We start from the raw sequence: 24,361 nt of genomic DNA, 5'->3' as shown, positions 1-24,361 counted from the left end.
TTTACGAACGCTCCTTCCAGATCAGATCCGGCTTACGGGCCGCCAGGGTGGCGTCGAGACGCCCAACCCCGCCGCCCGGCACCGGGATGGCGTGAGGTGCCGAGGTCACACGACGCGCATCGTTCTCCGCTTCCTGGCGGATGGCGACCAACGCGTCCACGAAATGGTCCAGGGTCTCCCTGGTTTCGGTCTCCGTGGGTTCGATCAGGAGACACTCCGGGACCAGAGAGGGGAAATACATGGTCGGTGCGTGGATGCCGAACTCCAGCAGACGTTTGGAGACATCCAGGGCGGTGATGCCGAGCCGTTTCCGTTCCGGCTCGAGCGACAGGATGAACTCATGGGTGGCGCGCCGATCGGGATAGGCGACGGTGAATCCCTCGGCCATGAGCCGTGCCATGAGGTAGTTGGCATTCAGGGTGGCGAACGCCGACACCCGCCGCACCCCCTCGGCGCCGAGCATGCGCAGGTAGATGTGGGCGCGCAGCAGGATGCCGATGTTGCCCGAGAAGCCGGCCAGACGACCGATGCTCTCCGGCAGGTCGGCCTCGGTTTGCCAGGAGAACCACTCGCGCCCCTTGTCGTCGAGGCTTTTTTTCACCACCGGCACCGGCAGGTAGGGGGCGAGACGTTCCGAGACCGCCACCGGTCCCGCGCCCGGACCACCGCCGCCGTGGGGAGTGGCGAAGGTTTTGTGGACGTTGAAGTGTACCGCGTCGAACCCCATGTCGCCGGGACGGACCCGTCCCGCCACGGCGTTGAGGTTGGCGCCATCGTAGTAGAGCAGCCCGCCGGCCTCGTGCACGATCGCCGCGATCTCCCCGACCCGGCGCTCGAACACCCCGAGCGTGGAGGGGTTGGTGAGCATCAGTCCGGCGGTATGGGGGCCGACCGCGGCGCGCAGGGCTTCGATATCCACATCGCCTGCGGCGGTGGTGGGAATCTCGCGCACCGACAGGCCACACATGGCGGCGGTGGCCGGGTTGGTGCCATGGGCGGCGTCGGGCACCAGCATTTCGCGCCGCGCCTCGTCGCCACGAGCGCGGTGATAGGCGCGGATCATCGCGACACCGGCGAACTCGCCATGCGCGCCGGCCATGGGCACCAGCGACACCGCGCGCATGCCGGCGATCTCGCCGAGCATCTCCTGCAACTCATGCAGGCAGCGCAACACCCCCTGCCCGCTCTCCACCGGCGCCAACGGATGGCGATTCAGGAAACCCGGCAGCGAGGCGAGCACATGGCAGGCGCGCGGGTTGTATTTCATGGTGCAGGAACCGAGCGGATAGAAATGGGTATCCACCGAGTAGTTCAACTGCGACAACCGGGTATAGTGGCGCACCACCTGGAGTTCCGAGACGCGCGGCAAGGGGGGTGGCGCGACGCGCAGGAAACGCTCCGGCAGATCCGAACCCCCTTCCGGGAGTTCCGGGATGTGTTGGATGTTGCGCCGCTCCGGTCGCGAAGCATCGAAGATGGTCTGGTTCATCACCCCTCCTTGACATTGAGCACCCAGGACAGGGTGTCGGCATAACGGTCCAGATCGGCCTCGGTACGGGTCTCCGTGGCGCACACCAGAATGGTCTGATCCAACTCCGGGTAGCTCTCGCCCAAACGGTAACCGCCGTTGATGCCCAGACGGGCCAGACGGGCCAGGGCCGGAGCGATCGGCTTGGGCAGTCGCAGCACCGCCTCGTGGAAGAACGGTCCCTGGAACACGCGGGTCACGCCGGGGATGGTGGTGAGTTTCTCCACCAGGGCGCGGGTCCGGGCGTGACAGGTGGCGGCGGTGCGCGCCAAGCCATCGGGTCCGAGCAGGGAGAGATGGATCGACGCGGCGACGGTCATCAACCCCTGGTTGGTGCAGATGTTGGAGGTGGCCTTGGCGCGACGGATGTGTTGTTCACGGGCCTGCAAGGTGAGGATGTAGCCGGTGCGACCTTCCGGATCGGTGGTCTTGCCGACGATGCGACCTGGCATCTGACGGATCAGCGCCTGCTTGCAGCACAAAAATCCAAAGTACGGTCCGCCCGAGGAGAGGGGAATGCCCAACGGTTGTCCGTCTCCGCAGGCGATATCCGCGCCCGAGGCGCCCCACTGACCCGGCGGTTTGAGGAGTCCGAGGGCCACCGGATTGACCTGCCCCACGACGATCGCCCCTTCGTGCCGGGCCCAGTCGGTGAGGGTATCGACCTCCTCGAGCATGCCGAAGAAGTTGGGTTGCGGAATGACCAGCGCGGCCACCTTCTGACCATGGAAGCGGTTGAGCGCCTTGAGCGAAACGCGCCCCTCGACCGGATCAAAGGGGATCTCCACCACCTCCAGATCCAGATCCCGCGTCATGGCGCGCACCACGGCGCGGTGGTGGGGATGGACGGTCTCGGGCAAGAGAATCTTCCCGCCCTGGTTGGTGGTGGCGCGGGCGGCCATGAGCACCGCCTCGGCCAGACTGGTGGCCCCGTCGTACATCGAGGCATTGCCCGCGTCCATGCCGGTCAGACCGGCCATCATGGTCTGAAACTCGTAGAGCAGTCGCAAGGTGCCCTGACTGGCCTCGGCCTGATAGGGGGTGTAGGCGGTCATGAACTCGCCGCGTCCGGCGATCTCCCACACCGCGGCGGGGATGTGGTGTTCGTAGGCGCCGGCGCCTATGAAACACAGGCCCGAGCCGTCGCCTTCGGCCCGTTCGCGCATCAGTCGCCCGACCGCCATCTCTCCGAGCGCGGGGGGAAGTTCCAGGGGTGGAGCGCGCAGTTCGGACGGAATTTCCTCGAACAGGGTCTCCAGGTGCGCGACGCCGATGGCCCCGAGCATCGCCTCGACATCGCTGGGAGTGTGGGGAATGAATGGCATTTTTTATTTTAAATTCAATGAGTTGGATAGAAAGATGACATTTTGAACGATCACCCGACTGTCGTAGTATCGCAGATTATCGCGTCCGATGGAACGCATTGTGATGCGTTCCGGACGCATTCAGGTCATTTTTCATGCGCTACGGAACGGATGGCAACGGATCCAGGAAGGGACCGGCAGGTCCAGGCCACCCCGCATTCGAAAGACAGCCGGACAAAAATGCCCGGTCTGAATGGTTTCGGACCGGGCAAAACAGCACACCGAGATGGAAAAAGGCGGTCGATCAGGGCATTCTGGCCCCGAAGACGCCAAAAGTTTCGGAGTTGATCAGAAAATGGACCCAGATGCTGGCTGCGTAACCCAAGGCAATGACAGGCGTCCATTTCAGATGGCTGCCAAAGGTATACACCCCGCGCGCCTGCCCCATGAGCGCAACACCGGCGGCGGAACCGATGGACAAAAGACTGCCACCCACACCAGCGGTCAAGGTGACCAGCAACCACTGTCCCAGCGACATGCCGGGTTCCATGCTCAACACGGCGAACATCACCGGGATGTTGTCCACAACGGCGGAGAGCAAACCGACCATGACATTGGCCGGCGTATGTCCCCATCCCTCATAGAGGATCTGGGAGACGTTGCCCAGATAGCCGATCACCCCCAATCCACCCACGCAGAGGATGACCCCATAGAAGAACATCAGGGTATCCCATTCGGCGCGACTGATGCTGCGGAAGATGTCGAACGGATCTTCCGGGCATGCGTCATCTTCGGACCTGGTTGACGCATGCGCGTTCTTGTGGCTCGATTTTTTCAGATGATAGCCGAACACCATCAGGTATCCGAGTCCGGTCATCATGCCAGCCATGGGCGGCAGATGCAGGAAATTGTGAAAGGATACCGCAGTCACGATCGTCAGAAGAAACAGCAGGATCATCCGTTTCGCGCCCGGCTTCATCGTGATGACCTCACGACTGGCAGCCGGTTTGCCCTTGGGAACATAAAAACTCATGATCGCGGCAGGCACGAGCCAGTTGACGACCGAGGGAATGAACAGCAAAAAAAAGGTCCAGAACTCCACGATCCCCTTCTGCCAGACCATCAAGGTGGTGATGTCGCCAAACGGACTGAACGCACCGCCGGCATTGGCGGCCACCACGGTGCTGATGCAAGAGAGGGAGACGAAAACCGGTTCGCTTCTGCCCACGGCCAGCACCACGGCACACATCAGCAGGGCGGTGGTCAAATTGTCCGCCACCGGAGAGATGAAGAAGGCCAGCACGCCGGTCAACCAGAAGAGCCGGGTATACGAGAACCCGGACCGCACCAGCCAGGAGCGCAAGGCCTCGAAAACGCGCCGCTCCTCCAGCGCGTTGATGTAGGTCATGGCGACCAGCAGGAACAGGCAGAGTTCGGCGAATTCGAGGATGTTGTGGCGGATGGCCACCTCGGCGACGGCAGGCGATCCCGCCTCTTTATAGGCTACCGCGATGAAAATCCAGATGACGCCCGCGGCCAGGATCACCGGTTTCGATTTGCGCAGATGGGTCACCTCTTCGGCCATGACCAGCGCATAGGCGCCGACGAACAGCAGCAGAGAGGCGATCCCGACCCAGTGTCCGGTCAGATCGATCTTGTCGTCCGTGACGACGCCTCCAGCCCATGACGCCTCGGGAAAAAGCCATGGGGCGCACATCGCAAGCAGCATGGCGAACAGCATCCTGTTCGTCTTGTTTCTCTGATTTTCCGGTAACATCGCACGCTCCATTCCTGAGTCATGATTCCTGCGAGAACCCGGTTTCATCCTACAGTGGATTCGTTCGGGTCGCCGCGCATGTCGCCGACCACGCACTCCAGAATGTCTTCCAGGCTGTCCATCCCCTCGCACCCGCCGAACTCATCGACGATGACAACCGGTCGCCATCCTTCTGAAAGGCGGTGAGCAGATCCCCGCGGCTGAATCTCCTCTCCAACTCCGTTTCAGTTCCCGGACCGTGCCGCCACGGGCCCGATTCAGAGCCCCGGCACGCCCAGCCAGGGCGGATTCACGGGGATGGCAGCAGATTCTCCGGATCCTGGGTATTGTAGCCGGCCTGATGACCACTGCCGATATGCTGGACGCTGAGCCGATCCACCCGATTGCGATCCATGTCCACCACCTCGAAGCGGTAGCCCTCCCAGGTGAAACAGTCCCCGACGCGCGGAATGCGTTCGAGCATGGTCATCGCCAGGCCGGCCAGGGTATGATACCCCCCCTCGTCTTCGAAGGGAAAACGGGTCGAGATGCCGGTCAATTCGCGCAGACGTTCCAGATCCAGCATCCCATCCAGCAGCATGGATCCATCCTCCCGCAGCACCACGGATTGATCCTCGGCGGTGGCGCAGTCCTCCAGCTCGCCGACCATCTCTTGCAGCAGATCGGTCAGGGTCACCGCACCGGCCACGCCACCGAACTCATCCACCACCAGCACCATGCCCATCCGGTTGCGGCGGAAATACTCCAAAAGATGGGTGATGCCGATGGTGGCGGGCACGAAAACCGGTGGTCGGACCAGCGCCGCCAGGTCGATGGGCTCGTTCATGAGGGTCTTCTTGAGCAGGCTGGTGCTGTCCAGGACGCCGACCACCTCGTCCAACCCCCCGATGCAGACCGGAAACCGGTTGTGACGGCTTTCGGCGATCCGGCGCAGATTCACGTCCAGATCATCCTGCAAATTCAGCAGATCGATCTCCATGCGCGGGGTCATGATGTCCGAGATGCGCCGGGAGTCCATCTGGAGCACCCGCTTGACCAACAACTGCTCGTGCTCCTCGAAGACGCCGGCCTCGGCCCCCTGGCGCATCAGGACCTGGATCTCCTCCTCGGTCACCGGCGGGTCATTGTGGTGATGAAGCTTCAACAGGCGCAGCAGACCTTCGGTGGTCATGGAAAGCAGACGGATGAACGGCGCGGCGACGCGGGAGAGCCAGTACATGGGTTTGGCCACGAAAATGGCCAGGGATTCGGGATGGTGCTGGGCCAGGCGTTTGGGCAGCAACTCCCCCAGGATCAGGGAAACGAAGGTGATCGACACGACGATGATCACCAGTCCCGCCTCGGTGGCGTGGACGCCGATCAAGGGCAACGGCTCCAGCCACGGGATCAGGATCTTGAGAAAAACCGCCTCGCCGTAGGCGCCGCTGAGGATGCCGATGGTGGTGATGCCCACCTGAATGGTGGCCAGGAAACGGCTGGGATCGTTGCCAAGCGACAACGCGATACGCGCGCCGCTGGATCCGGCATCGGCCAACTGTTGCAGGCGGACCTTGCGAGAAGAGATCACGGCCATCTCTGCCAGGGAGAACAAGCCGTTGAGGAGAACCATCGACAGCAGGATGAACAGTTCCATCGAACTCCAAGGATCGAGAGGCGGGTCTAGACGGGGGCCTCGAAACCAAACGGCTCGAGTCGATGTTCCGGAATCCGAACGATCGACGCACCCTCCTGGCACCTTAGTCACTTCCAGGCAAGCGTTCGCAGAGGTTGGCCGGGGGAGCGCCGGTGATCCGGGCGGGCATCCGAACGACCAGCCGGGGATCACGTTACCACATCCCCCCGCGGATGTCATTTCCAAAGAGCGCCGGTGACTTGCATGATGGGGAGATCCGCCTCAGGCAAGTCACCAGGAAGCCTTAGGTCATACGGAATCCCGCCACACCGGGATGGCCCTCAATCCCGCAGCGCCGACTGGCCGAACTTCACGAAGGGCGGACGCACGGCGCGGGCATTCAGGCGCCGTCCGCGCACCTCCACCTGGCAGGCCGCGCCGGGTTGCAGACGGGAATCCACCACCGCCAAAGCGATCCCGCGCTCCAGAGTCGGCGAATAACCGCCGCTGGTGATCTCGCCGACCACATCGCCATCGACAAAAACCGGCAGATGGTCGCGCAACACCCCCTTGTCGATCAACAGGATGCCGATCCGTTTGCGCAACGTCGGATCGTGCCGAAACGGCTCGAGCACCTGCCGACCGGAGAAGATCCGGCTCTCCGGCTCCCAGGCGATGGTCCAGCCGAGACCACGCTCCAGAGGATTGCTCTTGCTGTCCATGTCGTGTCCGTGCAGATTCAGGCCCGCCTCCAGACGCAGGGTGTCGCGGGCGCCGAGTCCCACCGGCGCCACGCCCGCGGCCAGCAGCCGATCCCACGCGGCGCCCGCCTCGCCCAGCGGCAGAATCAACTCGAAGCCATCCTCGCCGGTGTAGCCGGTACGCGCCACGCGCCGCCCCCCCTCCTCGAGAATGTGGAACGACGGCAACGCGGCGGCCCGTTCGGCCATCTCCGAAGGGAGCGCATCCGCCAGATGCCGGACCGCCTCCGGACCTTGCAGCGCCAGAATGGCCAGATCGATCCGCTCGGTCACCGTGACGTTGTGGGCCGGCGCGTGGATGCGGATCCAGGCCAGATCCTTCTCACGGTTGCCGGCATTGATCACCAGCATGAAGTGATCCGGACGCAACCGATAGGCGATCAGATCATCGGTCACCCCGCCCCGTTCGTTGAGCAGCAGACCGTATTGACCCGCCCCATCGGTCAGACGGCCCGGATCACAGGCCAGCAGCCAGCTGGTCAACCCCGCCACGTCGCCGCCGGTCAGATCCACCACCCCCATGTGCGATACGTCGAACACCCCGCAGGCGCGACGCACCGCGTGGTGCTCGGCGATCTGCGAGCCGTAGTCCAGGGGCATTTCCCAGCCGGCGAAAGGCGCCATACGCGCCGCCAGCCCAACGTGTCGATCGTGCAGGATGGTCTTATGCATCTTTACTCACCTCGTCGAGTCGCTTGAGTTGCCGCAATAAAGCTTCGAGCTGGCCAAACGGAACCATGTTGGGTCCGTCGCACGGAGCGCGGTCCGGATCCGGATGGGTCTCCAGGAAAAGCGCCGCCACCCCGACCGCCACGGCGGCCCTGGCCAAGGCGGCCACGAAACGGCGTTCCCCGCCCGAGGAGTCACCCTTGCCACCCGGTTTCTGCACCGAATGGGTGGCATCGAAAACCACCGGGGCGCCCGCCTCGCCGAGAATCTCCAGGGCGCGCATGTCCACCACCAGATCGCCGTATCCAAAGGCAAAGCCCCGTTCGCACACCAGTATCCGGTCGTTGCCTGTGGCCCGCGCCTTCTCCACCACCCGCGCCATGTCGGCGGGGGCCAGGAACTGCCCCTTCTTGATGTTCACCGGACGTCCGGCACGGGCTGCGGCCTGGATCAGATCGGTCTGACGGCACAGAAAGGCCGGGGTCTGGAGCATGTCCACCACGGCGGCGACCGGTTCGGCCTGCTCCGGGGTGTGGATGTCGGTGACCACCGGCACGCCGAACTCCATCCGCACCGCCTCCAGAACCCGCAACCCCTCTTCCAGACCCGGCCCCCGAAACCCGTCGGAAGAGGTGCGGTTGGCCTTGTCGAAGGAGGCCTTGTAGATCCACGGCACCCCGACCCGATTCACGATCGCCTGGATCGCGCGCGCGGTGGCGAAGGCAAACTCCCGTCGTGCGGCGAAATCCCCGCCCTCGATCACGCAGGGTCCGGCGATCACCCCCAGGGGCCGTCGATTGCCGAGGGTAAGGTGGCCCACCTGGACGTCACGCGCGGGGGTGGACATGGCCTCACCCCTTCCGGTTGGCCAGCGACGCCTTGATGAAGGCCGCGAAAAGCGGATGGGGCGAACGCGGACGCGACTTGAACTCCGGATGGTATTGGCAGGCGACGAAATAGGGATGATCGGCCATTTCGATCACCTCGACCAACTCCCCGTCGGGGCTGGTGCCGGAGATCAGCAGACCGGCCTCGACGAGCCGTTCCCGGTAGTTGTTGTTGAACTCGTAGCGGTGCCGATGCCGTTCGGAGATCTCCAGGTGGCCACCATAGGCCTGCGCCGCCCGACTGCCCGACACCAGCCGGCAGGGATAGGCGCCGAGACGCATGCTGCCCCCCTTGTCCACCTCCGAGTCGCGACGTTGCACCTCAACCCCGCTCTTCCATTCGGTGAGCAGGGCGATCACCGGATGCGGGGTGTGATCCGAGAACTCCGAGGAGTAGGCCCCTTCCAGTCCGGCGACGTTGCGGGCGAACTCCACCACCGCCATCTGCATGCCCAGGCATATGCCGAAATAGGGAACCTTGCGTTCACGGGCGTAGCGCACCGCGCGGATCTTCCCCTCGGCACCCCGTTCGCCGAAGCCGCCCGGCACCAGAATCCCATCCAATCCGCTCAATTGCGCGCTCGGATCGTCCTGGGAGATCTCGTCGGCGTTGACCCAGCGCAGCGAGACGCGGCAGTCGTTGGCGATGCCACCGTGGGTGAGCGCCTCGACCAGGGATTTGTAGGCATCCTTGAGTTCCACGTACTTGCCGACGATGCCGATGGTGGTCTTGTGGCTCGGGTTGACGATCTTCTCCAGCACCACCTCCCAGTCGTCCATGCGGTGTTCCGAACCGCGCAGGTTCAAGAACTGGAGCGTCTTGCGGGCCAACCCTTCCAGATGGAGCGCGAACGGAACCCGGTAGATCGACTCCTGATCCTGACAGTTGATCACCGCGTCCGGATCGACGTTGCAGAACAGGCCGATCTTCTTGCGCACCGAGGCGTTGATCTCCCGATCGGTGCGACAGATCAGGATGTCCGGCTGGATGCCGATGGCCCGCAACTCCTTCACCGAGTGTTGCGTGGGCTTGGTTTTGAGTTCGCCGGAGGTGGGGATGTAGGGCAGGAGCGTCAGGTGGATGAACAGGGTGTTCTCCCGTCCCAGATCGATGCGCAACTGACGGATCGCCTCGAGAAACGGCAGGGATTCGATGTCACCCACCGTGCCGCCGATCTCGATGATGGCGATGTTGTTGCCGCGCGCCACATCCAGGATCACCTCCTTGATGGCATCGGTGATGTGCGGGATCACCTGCACCGTCGAACCCAGGTAGTCGCCGCGCCGCTCCTTGCGGATCACCTGCTGGTAAATGCGACCGGTGGTGAAGTTGTTGGCCTGGCTCATCGGGATATCGAGGAACCGTTCGTAGTGGCCGAGATCCAGATCGGTCTCCGCGCCGTCATCGGTGACGAACACCTCGCCGTGCTGGAACGGGCTCATGGTGCCCGGATCGACGTTGATGTAAGGGTCGAGTTTCTGGATGGTCACCGAGTAGCCACGCGCCTGGAGCAGGCTGCCGAGGGAGGCGGCGGCCAATCCCTTGCCCAGGGAGGAGACCACGCCACCGGTAACAAAGATGAATTTGGCCATGTCGTGCTTTCGATCCGTTCTGATGGATGGGATTCAGCCCCTCACCCCCTTGCCGAGGCGCGGGAGAGAGCATCGGAGGCCATGCTCCGTGCGTTGACCGGGCTTTGGTCCGGTCGGGTTTCCGTCACTATATACCACTTCACCCGCCCAGGTATACGCTTCGTTACACGCGGGATTGACAATCCCCTCTCTGCACTTTCGTTCACACGCAGCGGAACGGCTACCGCTCCCGGCCTGGCCAATCTTCAGAGGCTGGTTGGCATGTGCCAAAACAGCCACTCACGGACGGACGCCCGACGCCAGAAACGAGCCGACGCGTTCCTCGGCCTCCCCTTCCGGATCTGCCGTCGCGTCGAGCCAGTGGATGCGGACTCCCTGGCGTTCCATGCGCCGGAACCAGGTCTCCTGGCGTTTGGCGAACTGGCGGATCGCCTGTACCAGGTGCGTTTCGCACGCCTCGCGGGTCAGGGTGCCGCGCACGAACCGGGTGACGAAACGGTACTCCAATCCCATGCCGTCCAGGGTCTCCTCCGGGACGCCCGCCGCCAGCAACCCTTCCACCTCTTCGATCATCCCCTCTTGCAATCTCCGATGCAACCGTTCGGCGATCCGTTCGCGCAGGACCGACCGTTCCCAGCGCAGACCGAGCACCAGAAAATCCGCCTCGGGCGTGGTGACCACGGGCGCCGTGTCGTTTCGGCTCGCCAGGGCGATCTCGATGGCGCGTATCGTCCGGTCGCGGGTTTCCAGGTCGGTGGTGTTGTGTTGCTCCGGTTTCAGGGCGAGCAGGCGCGCGATGAGTTCGTCGTCCGGGAGTGCGTGCCATTCGGCCCGTTGACGAGGATCGACGCGCGCCGGGGTCAGACGGTAGCCGCGCAGGATCGATTCCAGGTAGAGGCCGGTTCCGCCGGCGAGAATCGGCAGGCGACCGCGGGCGCGGATCTCCGGGATGCGCGCCAGACACAGTTGTTGAAAGCGGAACAGGTTGAACCCGTCGCCCGGATCGGCCACATCGATCAGATGGTAGGGAATGGCGCCGTATTCGTCGAGATCCTTGCCCGTGCCGATATCCAGGCCGCGGTAGACCTGACGGGAGTCGGCGGAGAGGATTTCACCGTCGAAACGCTGGGCCAGGCGTACCGCCAGACGGGTTTTGCCGGAGGCGGTCGGACCGAGGATGACGAGGATCTTCATTCTTGACACGCACCTCAACCCAGCCCACGCCTGCCCGCCCCGCGCCGCGCCGCCTCCACCCCAAACCCGACCGCATCCAACCGCGCCACCAATTGCACCACCGTCGGTTTCACCACCCGCCCCCCACGCGGCATCGGCATCCCGGCAATCGCATGCACCTCCACCTCGCTCAATCCCGCCTCGGCCATGCGTGTCACCGCCTCATGCCGCAGATCCCCAAACGCGCACCCCTTCAACCGCGCCTGCACCACCGCCGAGCGAAACGCCTTGTCGATCGCCAGCGGACGCCGGATCCCCAACGCGCCCATGGAGCCGAAAAACAACAACGTCTCCCCTTCCGGACGCTCCGGATAGTCCAACACCTCCCGGAACACCCCAACCAGAACGCGCGTCAACGGCACCTGCCGCATCGGACGACTCAACACCCTGGGAACGGTGACGATCCGCGCCGCCAAATCCACATCCGCGATCCGCAACCGCAAGATCTCCTCCTTGCTCATCCCGGTCTGCAAGGCGATCCTCGCGATCCACCCCAACATCGGCGTGGGACGCCGGTCACAGGCGGCCAACAAACGGGCCAACTCACCGGGTTTGAACGCGCGCTCGCGATCCGATGCCGCCCGCGTCGGCGCCACCCCACCCACCGGATTGCCCTCCAGCGCAACCCCCCAACGCTCGACCGCCACCTCGAACAATTCACGCAACAGGTCCAGATCGCCCTGCACGATCGCGGCGGAAGCCTCGCGCAAACGGGCATCACGATAGCCGCTCACATCCAGGGCGGTGATCTCTCCAAGGGGATGTTCCCCCAGACGGGCGGCGATCTGACCAGCCTTGCGCCGCTCACGGGCATGCTGGATGGGGGATTTGTGAACCGAAACCTGCTCCAGATAACGGACCAGGGCCGCCTTCAGGAGGGTCTCCCCGGAAAACGACGCTTGCGAACCGCTCATCGGAATCAATGCGCCGCGACGACCGGCGACAGTCCGTGATAGAGCAGCGTGGTGAGATGGGTGGCAATCCGCTCGACATCCTCATGCTCGGGCAGGGCACCCGGCAGTCGCCTGCGGATCGGAGCCAGCTGGAAATGGGAGAGAACCACGCCCAGGATGGTGAAAAAGAGCAGAACCATGTCCGTGCCACCACGGGAGAGCAACACCAGGGTGTCTGTGCTTCCTTCGTAAACCGGCAGAAAAACCCGATCCAACAACAACCGCAAACGCTGCTCGTCGGCATCGGAGAGTTCACGCTGCAACAGGGAGCGCAAAATCACATCCCCACCGAAGATCTCGATCCAGAAGGTGATCAGCTGTCGCAACCGTTCCTCGGGATGATCCTCGGCGCGCAAGGACTCGGAAAGGGTATCCACCTTGTCGGCGAAGGCGTACTCCAAGGCCTTGAAGTAGAGGGTCTCCTTGCCGGAGAAGTGGTTGTAGAGCGCGGCGGCGGTGATGCCGACGGTCTGGGCGATGTCCCGCATGGCCACGCCGTTGTATCCGCGCGCGGCAAACAACGGCAGGGATGCCTCCAGGATCTTGACCGCAGTCTTGGAATAGCCGGTTCTGTTCATATCAAACCGTAATTGCGAATCTTTTCCAACAACGAGGCCCGACGGATCGGTTTGCCGAGATACGCGTTGCAACCGCCCTGGTCAAAGGAACGAATGATCGAATCCAGGGTATCCAATGCCGAGGTCATGATCACCACCGCCTCGTCGTTGGAAGAGACCCGATGGGTCTTTTCCAGCGCCCGGATGGCCAGAACCGCCTCCTGACCGTCCATTTCCGGCATCATGATGTCCATGCACACCAGTTGGAAGGGTTCCCGTTTTTCCAGGGCGACCTTGAAAGCCTCCACGGCCTCGACACCGTTGCCGACCTCATGGCAGGCCCCATACTCGGCCAGAATCGTATTGAGAATCACCCGGCTGTTGACATCGTCATCGGCAATCAGGATTTTCACGGTAGCCCTTGATTTCGGTAATGATGAATGGAACAAAGATTTTCAACCGTGATGCGAAAATCTTTCACCCGGAACTCTTGTCGCCCGATATGGGTACGAGGGCACGATCATTCCGAGTTCAGGAGTTTTTCGCATGCTATCCATATATCCGATTCCGGCGTTCTTGCGCAACCATTCACGCCATCCATGGATAAAAAACAGCGCGAAAATGGCAGATCTCTTCTGGCGCGCGATCTTCCCGAGATTGGTGACCCTGCTCATTCCGTCGCTGGTGGCCAGCACGGCGGTGATCATCTGGTTGACCAGCCGGGGTGCGCCCATGCCGGCTGAGGTGGTGACAAGCGAGGCGCCGCGCGGGTTGAAACCAGGCGCCGGAGCCGCAATGGAGACGCAACGTCCGCTCCAGGTGATCGCGGGGGATCCCACCTTCGCACCCGCCGTGGAGTCGCTCGAAGAGCTGTTCGCCAGTCACCTGACCGACACCCAGGAACCCGAACCCGATGGTCTGCCGGTCACCAACACCGATGGCAAGGCGCTCTCCCCGATGGAGGTGCATGTCAACGAAACCCTGCTCGAGTCCCTCGACCCTTATCTGATGAACCGCGAACAGTTGACGGTTTTCGCCTCGGCCATTCCCACCGGCTATCCGGTTCCCTTTCAGGGAATCAACAGTCCGTTCGGTTTCCGCATGCATCCCACCCATCAGGAGACCCGCTTTCATCCCGGCGTGGATCTGAAGGCGCCGATGAACACGCCGATCACCGCCACGGCGGACGGCGTGGTGGAGTTTGCCGGGGTGGACAACGGACGACTCGGGCTCAACGGACTGGGGCAGGTGGTGAGTCTGCACCACAATTTCGGTTTCCGCACCACCTTCAGCCATCTGAACAAGATTCACGTCAAGGCCGGGGATTTCGTCCGCAAAGGGGATCTGATCGGTCTGACCGGTCAAAGCGGAATCGTCACCGCGCCCCACCTGCATTACGAAGTGCGCTTCATCCATCAGTATCTCAACCCGGCGCCGTTCCTCTCCTGGACCGCCGAGCACCACGAACGGCTCTTCAAGGAGAAGAGCATCCAGTGGGTGGCGCTGCTCGATCAAATCGGCACCCGCCCCTCCTCCGCCTCACGCCATCTGGCCCGCGCCGAACCACCCCCCAAGCCGACCCTGTCCCAAGCCAGCGGGAATGCCTCCACATCCGGCGAACTCCATTTCGCTCCGACCCTGATCACGGAGCGCCATCTCTCCAAACCTCTGGAGTCGCGATAGGCCGCGTTACGAATGCCGGTCCGCGCCACCCGGCGTGAAGGAGAGCGTGAAGGTGACCGGCCCGTCGTTGATCAGCCGGACCCGCATGTCGGCGCCGAAACGACCGGTGGCCACCTCGACCCCTTCGGCATGCAGGCGTTGACAAAAGGAATCGAAAAGCATCCGGGCGCGATTGGGCTCCTCGGCGCGGTCGAAGGAGGGCCGGAACCCCTTGTCGAGATTGGCCGCCAGGGTGAATTGCGAAATGGCCAGCACCCCGCCGTGAATATCCCGCACCGCGTGGTGCATCCTCCCCCGTTCGTCGGGAAAGATGCGCAACCCGGCGATCTTGCGGGCCATGAGGGTCACCTCGCGCTCCCCGTCGCCGTGTTCCACGGCCAACAGCACCACCAGACCCGCACCGATCGCGCCGATCTCCTCGCCGGCGACCGTCACCCCCGCCTCGCTGACCCGCTGCACCACCGCTTTCATCGCGCTTTCAACCGTTTCTCACGCCGCTCCGGCATCCCGGAGCCACCGAACCCCTCCGAAAAACCGGATCACAACCCATCCTCGTTCCAATCCACCTCGTCGGGATGCCAGTCCGGGAACAGCGCCCGGATCGAGGTCAACAACTGCCCCCGGAACACCGGTTTGAGCAGCACCCGCACCCGATCGCGCAACCGTTCGTCGGCCAGCTCGCGGGCTTCGAGGTGGGCATCGATGCCATCCATCAAGGCGATGATGTGGGTTTCGGGATAGGCGCTGGGCAGTTCTCGCAGGATTTCCAGTCCTTCCGCGTCGGTCAACGGCAGATCGGTGATCACCAGATCGCAGGGCGCGGCGCGCAACACCCGCCACCCCAACCCCTCGACCGGCGCGCCCAACACCTCGAGTCCCACTCCTTCCAGAATGGAACGCAACAAGGCGTGCCGCAAGCGGTCGCTGTCAATCAACAGGACTTGAATCGTCCGCGACATGGTGCTGTTCCCCTCCCCGCTCCACACGCACCGCCAGGACATACCCGGAGCTGCGCACGGTCTTGATCAACGCTGGTTTTTTGGGATCGTCGCCCAAACGACGTCGCAGGCGACTGACCTGCATGTCGATGGTGCGGTCGAAGGGTTCGATTTCGCGACCATGAGAGAAGTCCAGGAGTTGGTCGCGACTCAACACCCGATTGGGATGGTTCAAAAAAACCCGCAACAAAGAGAATTCGCCGCCGCTCAGGAAGATTTTTTTCGACTTGGGGGAGTAGAGCTGACGGGTGGGCACGTCCAACACCCAACCGGCGAACCGATAGGTGGTGTTGGCGTCCTCTTCCTGGGTGTCGCCGGGCAGGGAACGGGCGCGACGCAGCACGCTCTTGACCCGCGCCAGCAACTCGCGGGGGTGGAACGGCTTGCCCAGATAGTCGTCCGCGCCCATCTCCAGACCGATGATCCGATCCATGTCCTCGCCGCGGGCGCTCAGGATGATCACCGGAATGTTGGAGCGGGAGCGCAGATTGCGACACAACACCAGACCATCCTCGTCGGGCAGCATCAGATCCAGGACGATCAGGTCGGGTTGACTCTTTTCGAGCAGTTGCCGCAGCCCCTTGCCATCGGCGACCTTGCTGACGCGAAAGCCGTTCTTTTCCAACAGCCGTCCCACGAGGGTGCGAATGTCGGGGTCGTCGTCCACCACCAGGACATGATCCGGAGTTGACATCTCACGGTTCCTCCCAAGGTTGAACGTCCAAGATCCCTGGACGAGAACTAGGCATACACCACTTCCAATCGCTCCAGATAGGCGACCAACTCGGCGATGCCGTGTTCCACGCCCGGTCGATCCTCACGCTTGGCAGCCTCCTCGATGGCCCGTCCGATCTCGCTGATCGCATCAAAGCCGTAGCCGGCCCCGGAACCCTTCATGCGGTGACCCAGCGTGCGCAACAGATTGAAATCCCCGCTCGCCAGCGCCAAAGGCAACTGCTCCAGATCCTTGCGGCGATTCTCCAGGTATCCCGGCGCGATCTCGGCCAAGTCCGCATCGATGCGCACCACGATCTTCTCCAACCCGCCACTCATCCCGAACACTCCCCATGCAAACGTTCCCGATTGTCGCTCCAGCCGCGAACAGGCCGAACCACGACGCCATGCCCCAACAGTCATCGCGCCCCTGGCGGGACGCATTATAACAAAATATCATCTCTTCGGAAGGGTTTTCCCCGCGCGTTCTCGTTTGTCCGGCAAACTGGGGTCATCGGCCAACGACAACCCAGGAAGAAACAGCTCCTCTTCCAGAGCGATCAGCCGGTCCCGATAGAGCGCGGCCAACTCGAAATCGAGATTGGCCGCGGCGTCCTTCATTTTTTTCTCCAGTTGCTTGATCTCGCGGGCCGGATCGACCGCCGGAATCCGATACCCCTCCCCCGCCTCGGCAACGCGCGCACGCGCCGGCGCGGCGGGCGCGCGCGTTCCAAAGACATCGCCCGGCGTATCCATCACCCGCTTTCGCACCGATGCCGGCTGGATGCCATGTTCCCGGTTGAACGCCTCCTGCAGGGCACGCCGGCGCCGGGTCTCGCGCAACGCCGCCTCCATGGAGCCGGTCATCTGATCGCCATAAAGAATCACCCGACCATCGACGTTGCGCGCCGCCCGCCCGATGGTCTGGATCAGCGAGGTCTCGGAACGCAAAAACCCCTCCTTGTCGGCATCCAGAATCGCCACCAGCGCCGTCTCCGGAATGTCCAACCCCTCGCGCAACAGGTTGATCCCCACCAGCACGTCGAACACCCCCAACCGCAGATCACGAATGATCTCCAACCGCTCCAGGGTGTCGATGTCGGAATGGAGATAGCGCACCCGGATCGACAACCCCTCCAGATACTCGGTCAGATCCTCGGCCATGCGCTTGGTCAGGGTGGTGGCCAACACCCGCTGGCCGCGCTCCACCACGATGCGGATCTCGGCCAGCAGATGATCCACCTGCCCGGAGGCCGGAACCACCACGCACTCCGGTTCCAACAGTCCGGTCGGACGGTTGATCTGCTCGACCACCACCCGGTGACTGCGCTCGAGTTCATACTCGCCCGGCGTCGCGGAAACATAGATCGTCCGCGGTCGCATGCGATCGAACTCCTCGAAGGTCAACGGTCGGTTGTCGAGGGCCGCCGGCAGACGAAAGCCGTATTCGACCAGGGTCTCCTTGCGACTGCGATCCCCACGCGCCATGCCGCGCACCTGCGGCAGGGTCACATGGCTTTCGTCCACGAACAGGATGGCATCGTCGGGGAGATATTCGAACAGGGTCGGCGGCGCCTCACCAGGCGCCCGTCCGGTGAGATAGCGGCTGTAATTCTCGATGCCGGTGCAGTAACCCACCTCGCGCATCATCTCCAGATCGTGGGCGGTGCGGGTTTCGAGGCGTTGCGCCTCCAGAAGCTTGCCCTGATCACGGAACGTCTTCAAACGCGCCGCCAGATCGCGTTTGATCTCCTCCATGGCGCGCAACACCACCTCGCGCCGGGTGACGTAGTGGCTGGCCGGAAAGATGTCGAACCGCTCCAGATCGCGGATCGGCGTGCCGGTGAGGGCATCGATGGCGCGCACCCGTTCCAGAAGATCGCCGAAGAACTCCAGCCGCACGGCGCGATTCTCCTCGTGGGGCGGAAAGAGTTCCAGGGTATCCCCGCGCACCCGGAAGGCGCCACGGGCGAATTCGATGTCGTTGCGGGTGTATTGCATCTCGACCAGCTTGCGCAACAGGGTGCGCTGGTCGATCTCCTGGCCGACCGCCACCTCGAGGGACATCTCCTGATAGGACTCGGGAGAACCGATGCCGTAGATGCAGGAGACCGAGGCGACGATGATCACGTCGCGGCGTGACAGCAGGGAGCGGGTGGCCCCGTGTCGCAACCGGTCGATGCGGTCGTTGATGGCCGAATCCTTCTCGATGAAGGTATCGGTGCGCGGCACGTAGGCTTCGGGCTGGTAATAGTCGTAGTAGGAGACGAAGAATTCGACGGCGTTGTCGGGAAAAAAGGCCTTCATCTCGCCGTAGAGTTGCCCGGCCAGGGTTTTGTTGTGGGCCAGGATCAGGGCCGGCTTGCCCAACTCGCGGATCACATGGGCCATGGTGAAGGTCTTGCCGGACCCCGTGACCCCGAGCAGGGTCTGATCGCGCTTGCCGGCCCGCCACCCGTCGGCCAACGCCCGTATCGCCCCCGGCTGATCCCCGCGCGGCGGAAAATCGGAGACCAGCTCGAAGGGATACTCCCGACCCGCTTCGGGCCTCGGCGATAATTTGCCGCGCGTCATGCCTCACTCTCCTTGCTGAATCCGGCGCCAAAGCGCCAGTATATCCGGTTCATGCGTCCAGAGTGAAGATTTTTTTGGTCATCCCCCAATCCCATCAGCCGTTTACCGACGTCACCCCACCGGTCCGATCCTGGCCGAACCGCCCGCCCAAAGGCCACGCACCCCAAACGCTTCCATGTATCACATTGTAACACCCTCTGGCCAAAGCTAGAGAAATTTGTCATGATATAATGTTGGGTCATGGCAAGACCGCCCATCACTCCATTCAATCCACCAGCCGCGCACCGGAATCCCAGGACATGGCGTCACCTCCAGACAACAGCATCTGGCGAATCCAGAAGCCGATCATCGCGTCGTTTCTGTTGGCCTACGGGTCGCTGTTGGGGCTGTTCCTGCTCTCCTTGAACTGGATGCTCGCCGAACAGGACCAGGGGTTCAACAACCGCTTCCACCAGGAGGTCGAATCCTCCCTGCGGCTGATGCTCGAAGAGAGTCGCCGCGCCATGGAAGGTCAACTGCTCGGACTCACCCACAATCCGGAAATCCAGGCGCTCTTTCGCGCCCGTCAGCGCGATGCCCTGCTGCGCAAGAGCCTGCCCATGCTGCAACACTGGCAACGCGAACAGGCGATCTCCCATCTCTATTTCCACGACAACGCCGGTACCAACATTCTGCGCGTCCACAACCCCACCCTGCACGGGGATCGCATCCAGCGACTCTCCACCCGTCTGGCCATCGAATCCCTGCAAACCGCCCATGGTCTGGAGATCGGTCTGAACGGGGAGTTGAGTCTGCGGGTGGTGCTGCCCTGGAAGGTCGATGGGGAGTTGATCGGGCTGCTGGAGATGGGCAAGGATCTGGCCGGCATGCTCCCCACCTTGCGCAAAACCCTGCATGCGGATCTGTATCTGTTCCTGAACAAAACATATCTTGACATGAACGCCTGGAAGGAGCGCACCGATTATCCGACCGCCGCCGAAGAGTGGGATCACTTTCCGGATGTGGTGCGTTCGATGGGATCCAAACACACCCTCCCGCCGGAAATGGCCAGGCAGGTGCGCGCCAACCAGTGGAAAGACGGCCTGTTGGAGACCGTTTTGACCGACAACGAGGGGGTGAATCATCTGCATCACTTCACCCTGCCGCTCCGTGACATCCGGGAGCGGGACGTGGCCCGGCTGCTGGTGATCCACGAGGACCAGTTCCTGGACAAGATCACCAATGCCCACAAAAACCGGGTCATCTTCGGCATCACCTTGAGCGCCCTGTTTCTGGCCTGGGTGTTCCGCCATCTGCTGTCGCGGATCGAGGGCAACCTGCGCAAGGCCACCGCCGAACTGCGACACGGCGAAGAACGCAACCGCGCCATCCTCGACACGGCCCTCGATGCCATCATCTCCATCGACACCCAGGGTCGCATCCTCGAATTCAACAAGGCCGCCGAACGGATCTTCGGCTTTCGCAAGCAGGATGTGCTGGGTCACGACATCGCCGAAACCATCATTCCCCCGGAATTGCGCGAATCCCACCGCCAGGGCATCGTCCGTTATCTGTCCACCGGGGAACAGAGGGTCATCAACCAGCACATCGAAATCCACGCCATCAACGCCAGGGGAGTGCGCATTCCCACGGAGATCGCCATCACGGTGATCCCCGGCGAACAGTTCACCTTCTTCACCGCCTTTCTGCGAGACATCTCCGAACGCAAACAAATGCTCACCTCGCTCAACGAGGCCATCGCCCAGGCCGAATCGAGCAACCTCAAGATGCGTCAGGAGATGATCCGCCACGAACAGACCCTGGCGCGTCTCCAATCCAGCGAGGAGCGGTTCCGTTCGGTCACCCTGTCGATTCGCGATGCGATCATCGCCGTGGATTGCGCGCAGAAGATCATCTTCTGGAACAAGGGGGCCGAGTCGCTGTTCGGATATTCCAAGGAGGAGATCCTGGGACAGACCCTGCGTCCCCTGATTCCGGATCGCCATGCCGAAGCCCATCGGATGGGTTTCGAGCGGTTCCTCCAGACCGGACACGCCCCGATGCTCGGGCTGACCACGGAGATGAGCGGACGGCGCAAGGATGGCCAGGAGTTCCCGTTGGAAATGTCGCTCAACGCCTGGACCCATGCCGATGGAAGCCGGTATTTCTCGGCGGTGATCCGCGACATCACCGAGCGCAAACAGGCCGAGGCAGCCCTGCTGGCGGCCAAGGAGAACGCCGAGGCGGCCAATCGGGCCAAAAGCCTCTTTCTGGCCAACATGAGCCATGAAATCCGCACCCCGATGAACACCATCATCGGCCTGGGTTATCTGTTGTCGCAGACGCCGCTCACGCCGGGTCAGCAAGCGCGCATGCGCAAAATCCAGTACGCGGCGGAGACCCTGCTGGGGATCATCAACGACATTCTGGACTTCTCCAAGATCGAGGCCGGACGCATGGAGCTGGAACTCCACCCCTTCCAGCTCGGCGAGGTGATGGAGAAGGTGGCCAGCATGGTGTCGATGCGCGCCGAGGAAAAAGGGTTGGAGATTCTTTTCTCGATCCCGCCGGATCTGCCCCGCTCCCTGATCGGCGACGCGCTGCGTTTGGAACAGATCCTGATCAACCTCGGCACCAACGCGGTCAAGTTCACCCATGCCGGGGAGATCGTCTTCCGGGTCGAGGCGCAGGAGATGACCGACAAGACAGCCCATCTGCGTTTTTCGGTCAAGGACAGCGGCATCGGTCTGACCAAGGAGCAGATCACCGGCCTGTTTCAGCCGTTCGTGCAGGCCGACTCCTCGACCACGCGCCATTACGGCGGCACGGGGTTGGGACTGGCGATCTGCAAGAGTCTGGTCGATCAGATGAACGGTTCGTTCACGGTGATCAGCGCGCCTGGAAAGGGGAGCGAATTCGCCTTCACGGTCCCCATGGCCCGACAATTCCCGCAAGAACCGGTACAGATCTCGCTTGCCGGCCACCATTCGGGTATTCTGCGGGTGCTGGTGGTGGACGACAACGACAGCTCGCGGTTGATCTTAAGCGAGATGGTGCGTGGTCTGGATTGCACGGTTCATGCGGTCGCCTCCGGCGAAGAGGCCCTGGAGGAGATGCGTCGGGCCGTCGATTCCTGGGAACGGCCCTACGATCTGGTGCTGCTCGACTGGCAGATGCCGGACATGGATGGCATCGAAACCGCGCGGCACATTCGCGACATCGCCGCCAACAACTCCTCGCTGGTGATCATGGTGACCGCCCACGGGCGTCAGGAGGTGATGCGCGAGGCCAAGGATGTGGGCATCAACGGTTTCGTGCTCAAACCGGTCACCCCCTCCACGCTGCTCAACACCATCCAGGAGACGTTCGGGCGTGGGATGGTGGCCCAGATGTCCGGCCCGGTCAAAAGCCAGGAGCGCATTCCCGCCCATCTGAAAGGCAAGCGCATTCTGGTGGTCGAGGATCACGAGATCAACTGGCAGGTGGCGGAGGGAATTCTGGCCAAGGCCGGCATCGCCTCGGAGCATGCCAGCAACGGAAAAGAGGCGCTCGAACGGGTTTTCGCGGATCCGGATCGCTACGATCTGGTGCTCATGGATCTGCAGATGCCGGTGATGGATGGCTACGAGGCGACGCGCCGCTTGCGGCTTCGCCTGGACGCCGGGCGACTGCCGATCGTCGCCATGACGGCCAATGCGTTAAAAAGCGAAAAGGATCAATGTCTGGCGATCGGCATGAACGACTACCTGACCAAACCGGTGGTGGTCGCGCATCTGTTCGCGGTGTTGGGTGGATTGATCCCGGCCACGGGGGCGACGCTGGCCCCCGAGGCACAGGGACCAAAAAAGGCGCCCCCGGAGCGGTTGCCGACGGATGCGGCGGGGGTCGTTGCCGAAATGCCGCTTCCCGAGATCGAGGGGATCGATATCCACGCGGCCCTGGAGCGGTTGGATGGGGATGTCGATCTGTTCATGCGCTTGACCCGTCAGTTCATCACCGCCCATCGAAACACGGTGGAACGGATCGCCGAGGCGCTCGCGGATGGCGACGCGGAGACGGCGCGGGCGTTGACCCATGGCGTGAAAGGGGTGGCGGGCAATCTTTCGGCCAACCAGGTCGCGGAGCAGGCCGCGCGGCTGGAGATGTTGGTCAAGGAGGGGGATCTGGACGGTGCCCGGCATCAACTGGAAGGGTTGCGCGAAGAAGTTTCCACCCTGATCGCGGCGATCGAGCGGCAGGCCGACAGGGAACCAATCCCGGCTCCGATGATCGAACCTCTGGAGCAATCCACCCTCCCGCCCGGCGAGATGGAACGGTTGCTGGATCTTCTGATCGATGGGGATTTCGAGGCCCGTGAACTGTTTGGCAGGCTCGCCCCTCATTTGAGAGGTCGGGCGGACACCGGTCGTCTGGATCGCATCCAACAGCATCTGGAGATGCTGGAGTTCGAAGAGGCGGCCAGAGAGGTAGCCGATGAAATGGCGGCATGGGCCGAACAGAAATGAGAAGCGGATGCGGGGATCGGTGGGCATCACCGGTTCCGACGGATCTTTAAGGAATACGAAGCATGGCGCGAGAGAACGTACAACCCACGGTCCTCGTGGTGGACGACGAAGCGACCAACATCGAGGTGCTGGCCAAGCTTCTGCAACCGGATCACCGGGTGCTGTTCACCACCGACCCGTCCAAGGCGATGAACCTGGCCGAGATGAAAGGACCGGATCTGATCCTGTTGGATGTGATCATGCCGAACATGGACGGCTACGAGGTGTGCCGGCGGTTGAAAAGCCGCGCCTCGACACGGGACATTCCGGTGATCTTCGTCACCGCCATGGGCGAGGAGCAGTTCGAGGCGATCGGATTCGAGGCGGGCGGCGTGGACTACATCACCAAGCCGGTCAAGCCTTTCTTGTTGCGCGCCCGGGTCAAGACCCACATCGATCTGAAACGCCAGAGCGACCTGTTGCGGCGTCTGGCCTCCCTGGATGGTCTGACCGGCATCCCCAACCGCCGCAGTCTGGACGAATTCCTGCGCCAGGAGTGGCATCGGGGTCTGCGTCACGAATCCAGGCTCTCGGCGATGTTGATCGACGTGGATTTTTTCAAGAAGTTCAACGATGTTCAAGGCCATCAGGCCGGAGATGTCTGTCTGCGCCAAATCGCAGAAGCCTTGTCACGGACGTTGGAGCGCAAAACCGATCTGGTGGCCCGTTACGGCGGGGAGGAGTTCGCCTGCATCCTGCCGGAGACCCCCTTGCAGGGGGCGGTTCACACCGCCGAAAAGATCAAACAGGCGGTAGCCTCGTTGGCCATTCCCCATCCCCAATCGGACGTGGCCGACATCGTGACCCTAAGCATGGGGGTGATCTCGGTGACGCCCAAACGCGGACACGAGCCCGAAGAGATCCTGGCCGCAGCAGACCAGTTTCTGTACATGGCCAAGCTCTCGGGGCGCAATCAGATCCAGTCCGGGCTGCACGCCTGGGAGGCGGAAACCGCCGCAAACGCCTGATCCGTCCTGTCGAATCGACCTCTCTTC

The 24,361-nt window shown here is 62.9% G+C and carries 19 protein-coding genes; 3 read left to right on the top strand and 16 right to left on the bottom strand.

All coding sequences use genetic code 11. The features are described 5' to 3' along the window. Window position 1 precedes the first annotated feature (1 nt). The 11 genes from gcvPB to ACOY6C_RS03240 all read right to left on the bottom strand — a co-directional run bounded on the left by gcvPB (window position 2) and on the right by ACOY6C_RS03240 (window position 13,287). The gene (gcvPB, locus tag ACOY6C_RS03290) at window positions 2–1,489 is read right to left on the bottom strand and encodes an aminomethyl-transferring glycine dehydrogenase subunit GcvPB (protein WP_420904049.1); all 1,488 of its coding nucleotides are present in this window, start codon (window positions 1,487–1,489) and stop codon (window positions 2–4) included. Further along, complete coding sequence (gene gcvPA, locus ACOY6C_RS03285; protein ID WP_420904048.1) at window positions 1,489–2,853, bottom strand: aminomethyl-transferring glycine dehydrogenase subunit GcvPA; 1,365 nt, start codon at window positions 2,851–2,853, stop codon at window positions 1,489–1,491. Before gcvPA ends, gcvPB begins: the two co-directional genes overlap by 1 nt. A gap of 283 nt (window positions 2,854–3,136) precedes the next feature. Further along, window positions 3,137–4,561 carry a sodium:proton antiporter NhaD gene (nhaD, locus tag ACOY6C_RS03280; protein WP_420904047.1) on the bottom strand — a complete coding sequence of 475 codons (1,425 nt, stop codon included), beginning with the start codon at window positions 4,559–4,561 and terminating at the stop codon, window positions 3,137–3,139. Window positions 4,562–4,898: 337 nt separating this feature from the next. Further along, window positions 4,899–6,242: a hemolysin family protein gene (locus ACOY6C_RS03275; RefSeq protein WP_420904046.1), complete on the bottom strand. Its 1,344-nt coding sequence runs from the start codon at window positions 6,240–6,242 to the stop codon at window positions 4,899–4,901. 320 nt (window positions 6,243–6,562) lie between these two features. Then, the gene (gene gcvT / locus ACOY6C_RS03270) at window positions 6,563–7,654 is read right to left on the bottom strand and encodes a glycine cleavage system aminomethyltransferase GcvT (RefSeq protein ID WP_420904045.1); all 1,092 of its coding nucleotides are present in this window, start codon (window positions 7,652–7,654) and stop codon (window positions 6,563–6,565) included. Next, window positions 7,647–8,498: a 3-deoxy-8-phosphooctulonate synthase gene (gene kdsA / locus ACOY6C_RS03265; protein WP_420904044.1), complete on the bottom strand. Its 852-nt coding sequence runs from the start codon at window positions 8,496–8,498 to the stop codon at window positions 7,647–7,649. The genes gcvT and kdsA overlap by 8 nt, the downstream gene beginning before the upstream one ends. A gap of 4 nt (window positions 8,499–8,502) precedes the next feature. Next, entirely contained in the window at window positions 8,503–10,131 is a 1,629-nt protein-coding gene (gene pyrG, locus ACOY6C_RS03260; RefSeq protein ID WP_420904043.1) for a CTP synthase, read from the bottom strand. A 279-nt stretch (window positions 10,132–10,410) separates the two neighbouring features. Further along, the gene (gene miaA, locus ACOY6C_RS03255; RefSeq protein ID WP_420904042.1) at window positions 10,411–11,325 is read right to left on the bottom strand and encodes a tRNA (adenosine(37)-N6)-dimethylallyltransferase MiaA; all 915 of its coding nucleotides are present in this window, start codon (window positions 11,323–11,325) and stop codon (window positions 10,411–10,413) included. 14 nt (window positions 11,326–11,339) lie between these two features. Beyond that, window positions 11,340–12,278, bottom strand: a complete 939-nt coding sequence (locus ACOY6C_RS03250; protein WP_420904041.1) for a site-specific integrase — start codon at window positions 12,276–12,278, stop codon at window positions 11,340–11,342. Window positions 12,279–12,283: 5 nt separating this feature from the next. After that, window positions 12,284–12,895: a TetR/AcrR family transcriptional regulator gene (locus ACOY6C_RS03245; RefSeq protein WP_420904040.1), complete on the bottom strand. Its 612-nt coding sequence runs from the start codon at window positions 12,893–12,895 to the stop codon at window positions 12,284–12,286. Further along, window positions 12,892–13,287, bottom strand: coding sequence for a response regulator (locus ACOY6C_RS03240; RefSeq protein WP_420904039.1), 396 nt, complete (start codon window positions 13,285–13,287; stop codon window positions 12,892–12,894). Before ACOY6C_RS03240 ends, ACOY6C_RS03245 begins: the two co-directional genes overlap by 4 nt. Before the next feature lie 208 nt (window positions 13,288–13,495). On the opposite strand from ACOY6C_RS03240, the gene ACOY6C_RS03235 reads away from it, so the two are divergent. Continuing rightward, window positions 13,496–14,557, top strand: coding sequence for a M23 family metallopeptidase (locus ACOY6C_RS03235; RefSeq protein WP_420904038.1), 1,062 nt, complete (start codon window positions 13,496–13,498; stop codon window positions 14,555–14,557). 6 nt (window positions 14,558–14,563) lie between these two features. Here the strand turns inward: ACOY6C_RS03235 and dtd are convergent, their stop codons facing one another. The 5 genes from dtd to uvrB all read right to left on the bottom strand — a co-directional run bounded on the left by dtd (window position 14,564) and on the right by uvrB (window position 18,843). Continuing rightward, entirely contained in the window at window positions 14,564–15,028 is a 465-nt protein-coding gene (gene dtd / locus ACOY6C_RS03230) for a D-aminoacyl-tRNA deacylase (RefSeq protein ID WP_420904037.1), read from the bottom strand. A 68-nt stretch (window positions 15,029–15,096) separates the two neighbouring features. After that, on the bottom strand, window positions 15,097–15,516 hold the full coding sequence (locus ACOY6C_RS03225) for a response regulator (protein WP_420904036.1): 420 nt from the start codon (window positions 15,514–15,516) through the stop codon (window positions 15,097–15,099). Further along, window positions 15,485–16,249, bottom strand: a complete 765-nt coding sequence (locus ACOY6C_RS03220) for a response regulator (protein WP_420904035.1) — start codon at window positions 16,247–16,249, stop codon at window positions 15,485–15,487. Before ACOY6C_RS03220 ends, ACOY6C_RS03225 begins: the two co-directional genes overlap by 32 nt. 47 nt (window positions 16,250–16,296) lie before the next feature. Further along, window positions 16,297–16,608: an Hpt domain-containing protein gene (locus ACOY6C_RS03215; protein WP_420904034.1), complete on the bottom strand. Its 312-nt coding sequence runs from the start codon at window positions 16,606–16,608 to the stop codon at window positions 16,297–16,299. A gap of 117 nt (window positions 16,609–16,725) precedes the next feature. Further along, complete coding sequence (uvrB, locus tag ACOY6C_RS03210; protein ID WP_420904033.1) at window positions 16,726–18,843, bottom strand: excinuclease ABC subunit UvrB; 2,118 nt, start codon at window positions 18,841–18,843, stop codon at window positions 16,726–16,728. Between the two features lie 299 nt (window positions 18,844–19,142). Between uvrB and ACOY6C_RS03205 the strand changes: the two genes are divergently transcribed. Together ACOY6C_RS03205 and ACOY6C_RS03200 are read left to right on the top strand one after the other, a co-directional pair. Further along, window positions 19,143–23,327, top strand: a complete 4,185-nt coding sequence (locus tag ACOY6C_RS03205) for a PAS domain S-box protein (protein WP_420904032.1) — start codon at window positions 19,143–19,145, stop codon at window positions 23,325–23,327. 62 nt (window positions 23,328–23,389) lie between these two features. After that, window positions 23,390–24,334, top strand: coding sequence for a diguanylate cyclase (locus ACOY6C_RS03200; RefSeq protein WP_420904031.1), 945 nt, complete (start codon window positions 23,390–23,392; stop codon window positions 24,332–24,334). The last annotated feature ends 27 nt before the right edge of the window (window positions 24,335–24,361 follow it).

It is taken from the genome of Candidatus Magnetaquiglobus chichijimensis, assembly GCF_045865675.1.
In the GTDB taxonomy this organism is placed as follows: domain Bacteria; phylum Pseudomonadota; class Magnetococcia; order Magnetococcales; family Magnetaquicoccaceae; genus Magnetaquiglobus; species Magnetaquiglobus chichijimensis.
This window is presented reverse-complemented; position numbering and strand designations above follow the sequence as displayed.

What these genes read in the sequence shown, in the direction of transcription:
- gcvPB (WP_420904049.1), bottom strand. Translation starts at nt 1,489, where the DNA reads ATGAACCAGACCATCTTCGATGCTTCGCGACCGGAGCGGCGCAACATC.
- gcvPA (WP_420904048.1), bottom strand. Translation starts at nt 2,853, where the DNA reads ATGCCATTCATTCCCCACACTCCCAGCGATGTCGAGGCGATGCTCGGG.
- nhaD (WP_420904047.1), bottom strand. Translation starts at nt 4,561, where the DNA reads ATGCTGCTTGCGATGTGCGCCCCATGGCTTTTTCCCGAGGCGTCATGG.
- ACOY6C_RS03275 (WP_420904046.1), bottom strand. Translation starts at nt 6,242, where the DNA reads ATGGAACTGTTCATCCTGCTGTCGATGGTTCTCCTCAACGGCTTGTTC.
- gcvT (WP_420904045.1), bottom strand. Translation starts at nt 7,654, where the DNA reads ATGCATAAGACCATCCTGCACGATCGACACGTTGGGCTGGCGGCGCGT.
- kdsA (WP_420904044.1), bottom strand. Translation starts at nt 8,498, where the DNA reads ATGTCCACCCCCGCGCGTGACGTCCAGGTGGGCCACCTTACCCTCGGC.
- pyrG (WP_420904043.1), bottom strand. Translation starts at nt 10,131, where the DNA reads ATGGCCAAATTCATCTTTGTTACCGGTGGCGTGGTCTCCTCCCTGGGC.
- miaA (WP_420904042.1), bottom strand. Translation starts at nt 11,325, where the DNA reads ATGAAGATCCTCGTCATCCTCGGTCCGACCGCCTCCGGCAAAACCCGT.
- ACOY6C_RS03250 (WP_420904041.1), bottom strand. Translation starts at nt 12,278, where the DNA reads ATGAGCGGTTCGCAAGCGTCGTTTTCCGGGGAGACCCTCCTGAAGGCG.
- ACOY6C_RS03245 (WP_420904040.1), bottom strand. Translation starts at nt 12,895, where the DNA reads ATGAACAGAACCGGCTATTCCAAGACTGCGGTCAAGATCCTGGAGGCA.
- ACOY6C_RS03235 (WP_420904038.1), top strand. Translation starts at nt 13,496, where the DNA reads ATGGCAGATCTCTTCTGGCGCGCGATCTTCCCGAGATTGGTGACCCTG.
- dtd (WP_420904037.1), bottom strand. Translation starts at nt 15,028, where the DNA reads ATGAAAGCGGTGGTGCAGCGGGTCAGCGAGGCGGGGGTGACGGTCGCC.
- ACOY6C_RS03225 (WP_420904036.1), bottom strand. Translation starts at nt 15,516, where the DNA reads ATGTCGCGGACGATTCAAGTCCTGTTGATTGACAGCGACCGCTTGCGG.
- ACOY6C_RS03220 (WP_420904035.1), bottom strand. Translation starts at nt 16,249, where the DNA reads ATGTCAACTCCGGATCATGTCCTGGTGGTGGACGACGACCCCGACATT.
- ACOY6C_RS03215 (WP_420904034.1), bottom strand. Translation starts at nt 16,608, where the DNA reads ATGAGTGGCGGGTTGGAGAAGATCGTGGTGCGCATCGATGCGGACTTG.
- uvrB (WP_420904033.1), bottom strand. Translation starts at nt 18,843, where the DNA reads ATGACGCGCGGCAAATTATCGCCGAGGCCCGAAGCGGGTCGGGAGTAT.
- ACOY6C_RS03205 (WP_420904032.1), top strand. Translation starts at nt 19,143, where the DNA reads ATGGCGTCACCTCCAGACAACAGCATCTGGCGAATCCAGAAGCCGATC.
- ACOY6C_RS03200 (WP_420904031.1), top strand. Translation starts at nt 23,390, where the DNA reads ATGGCGCGAGAGAACGTACAACCCACGGTCCTCGTGGTGGACGACGAA.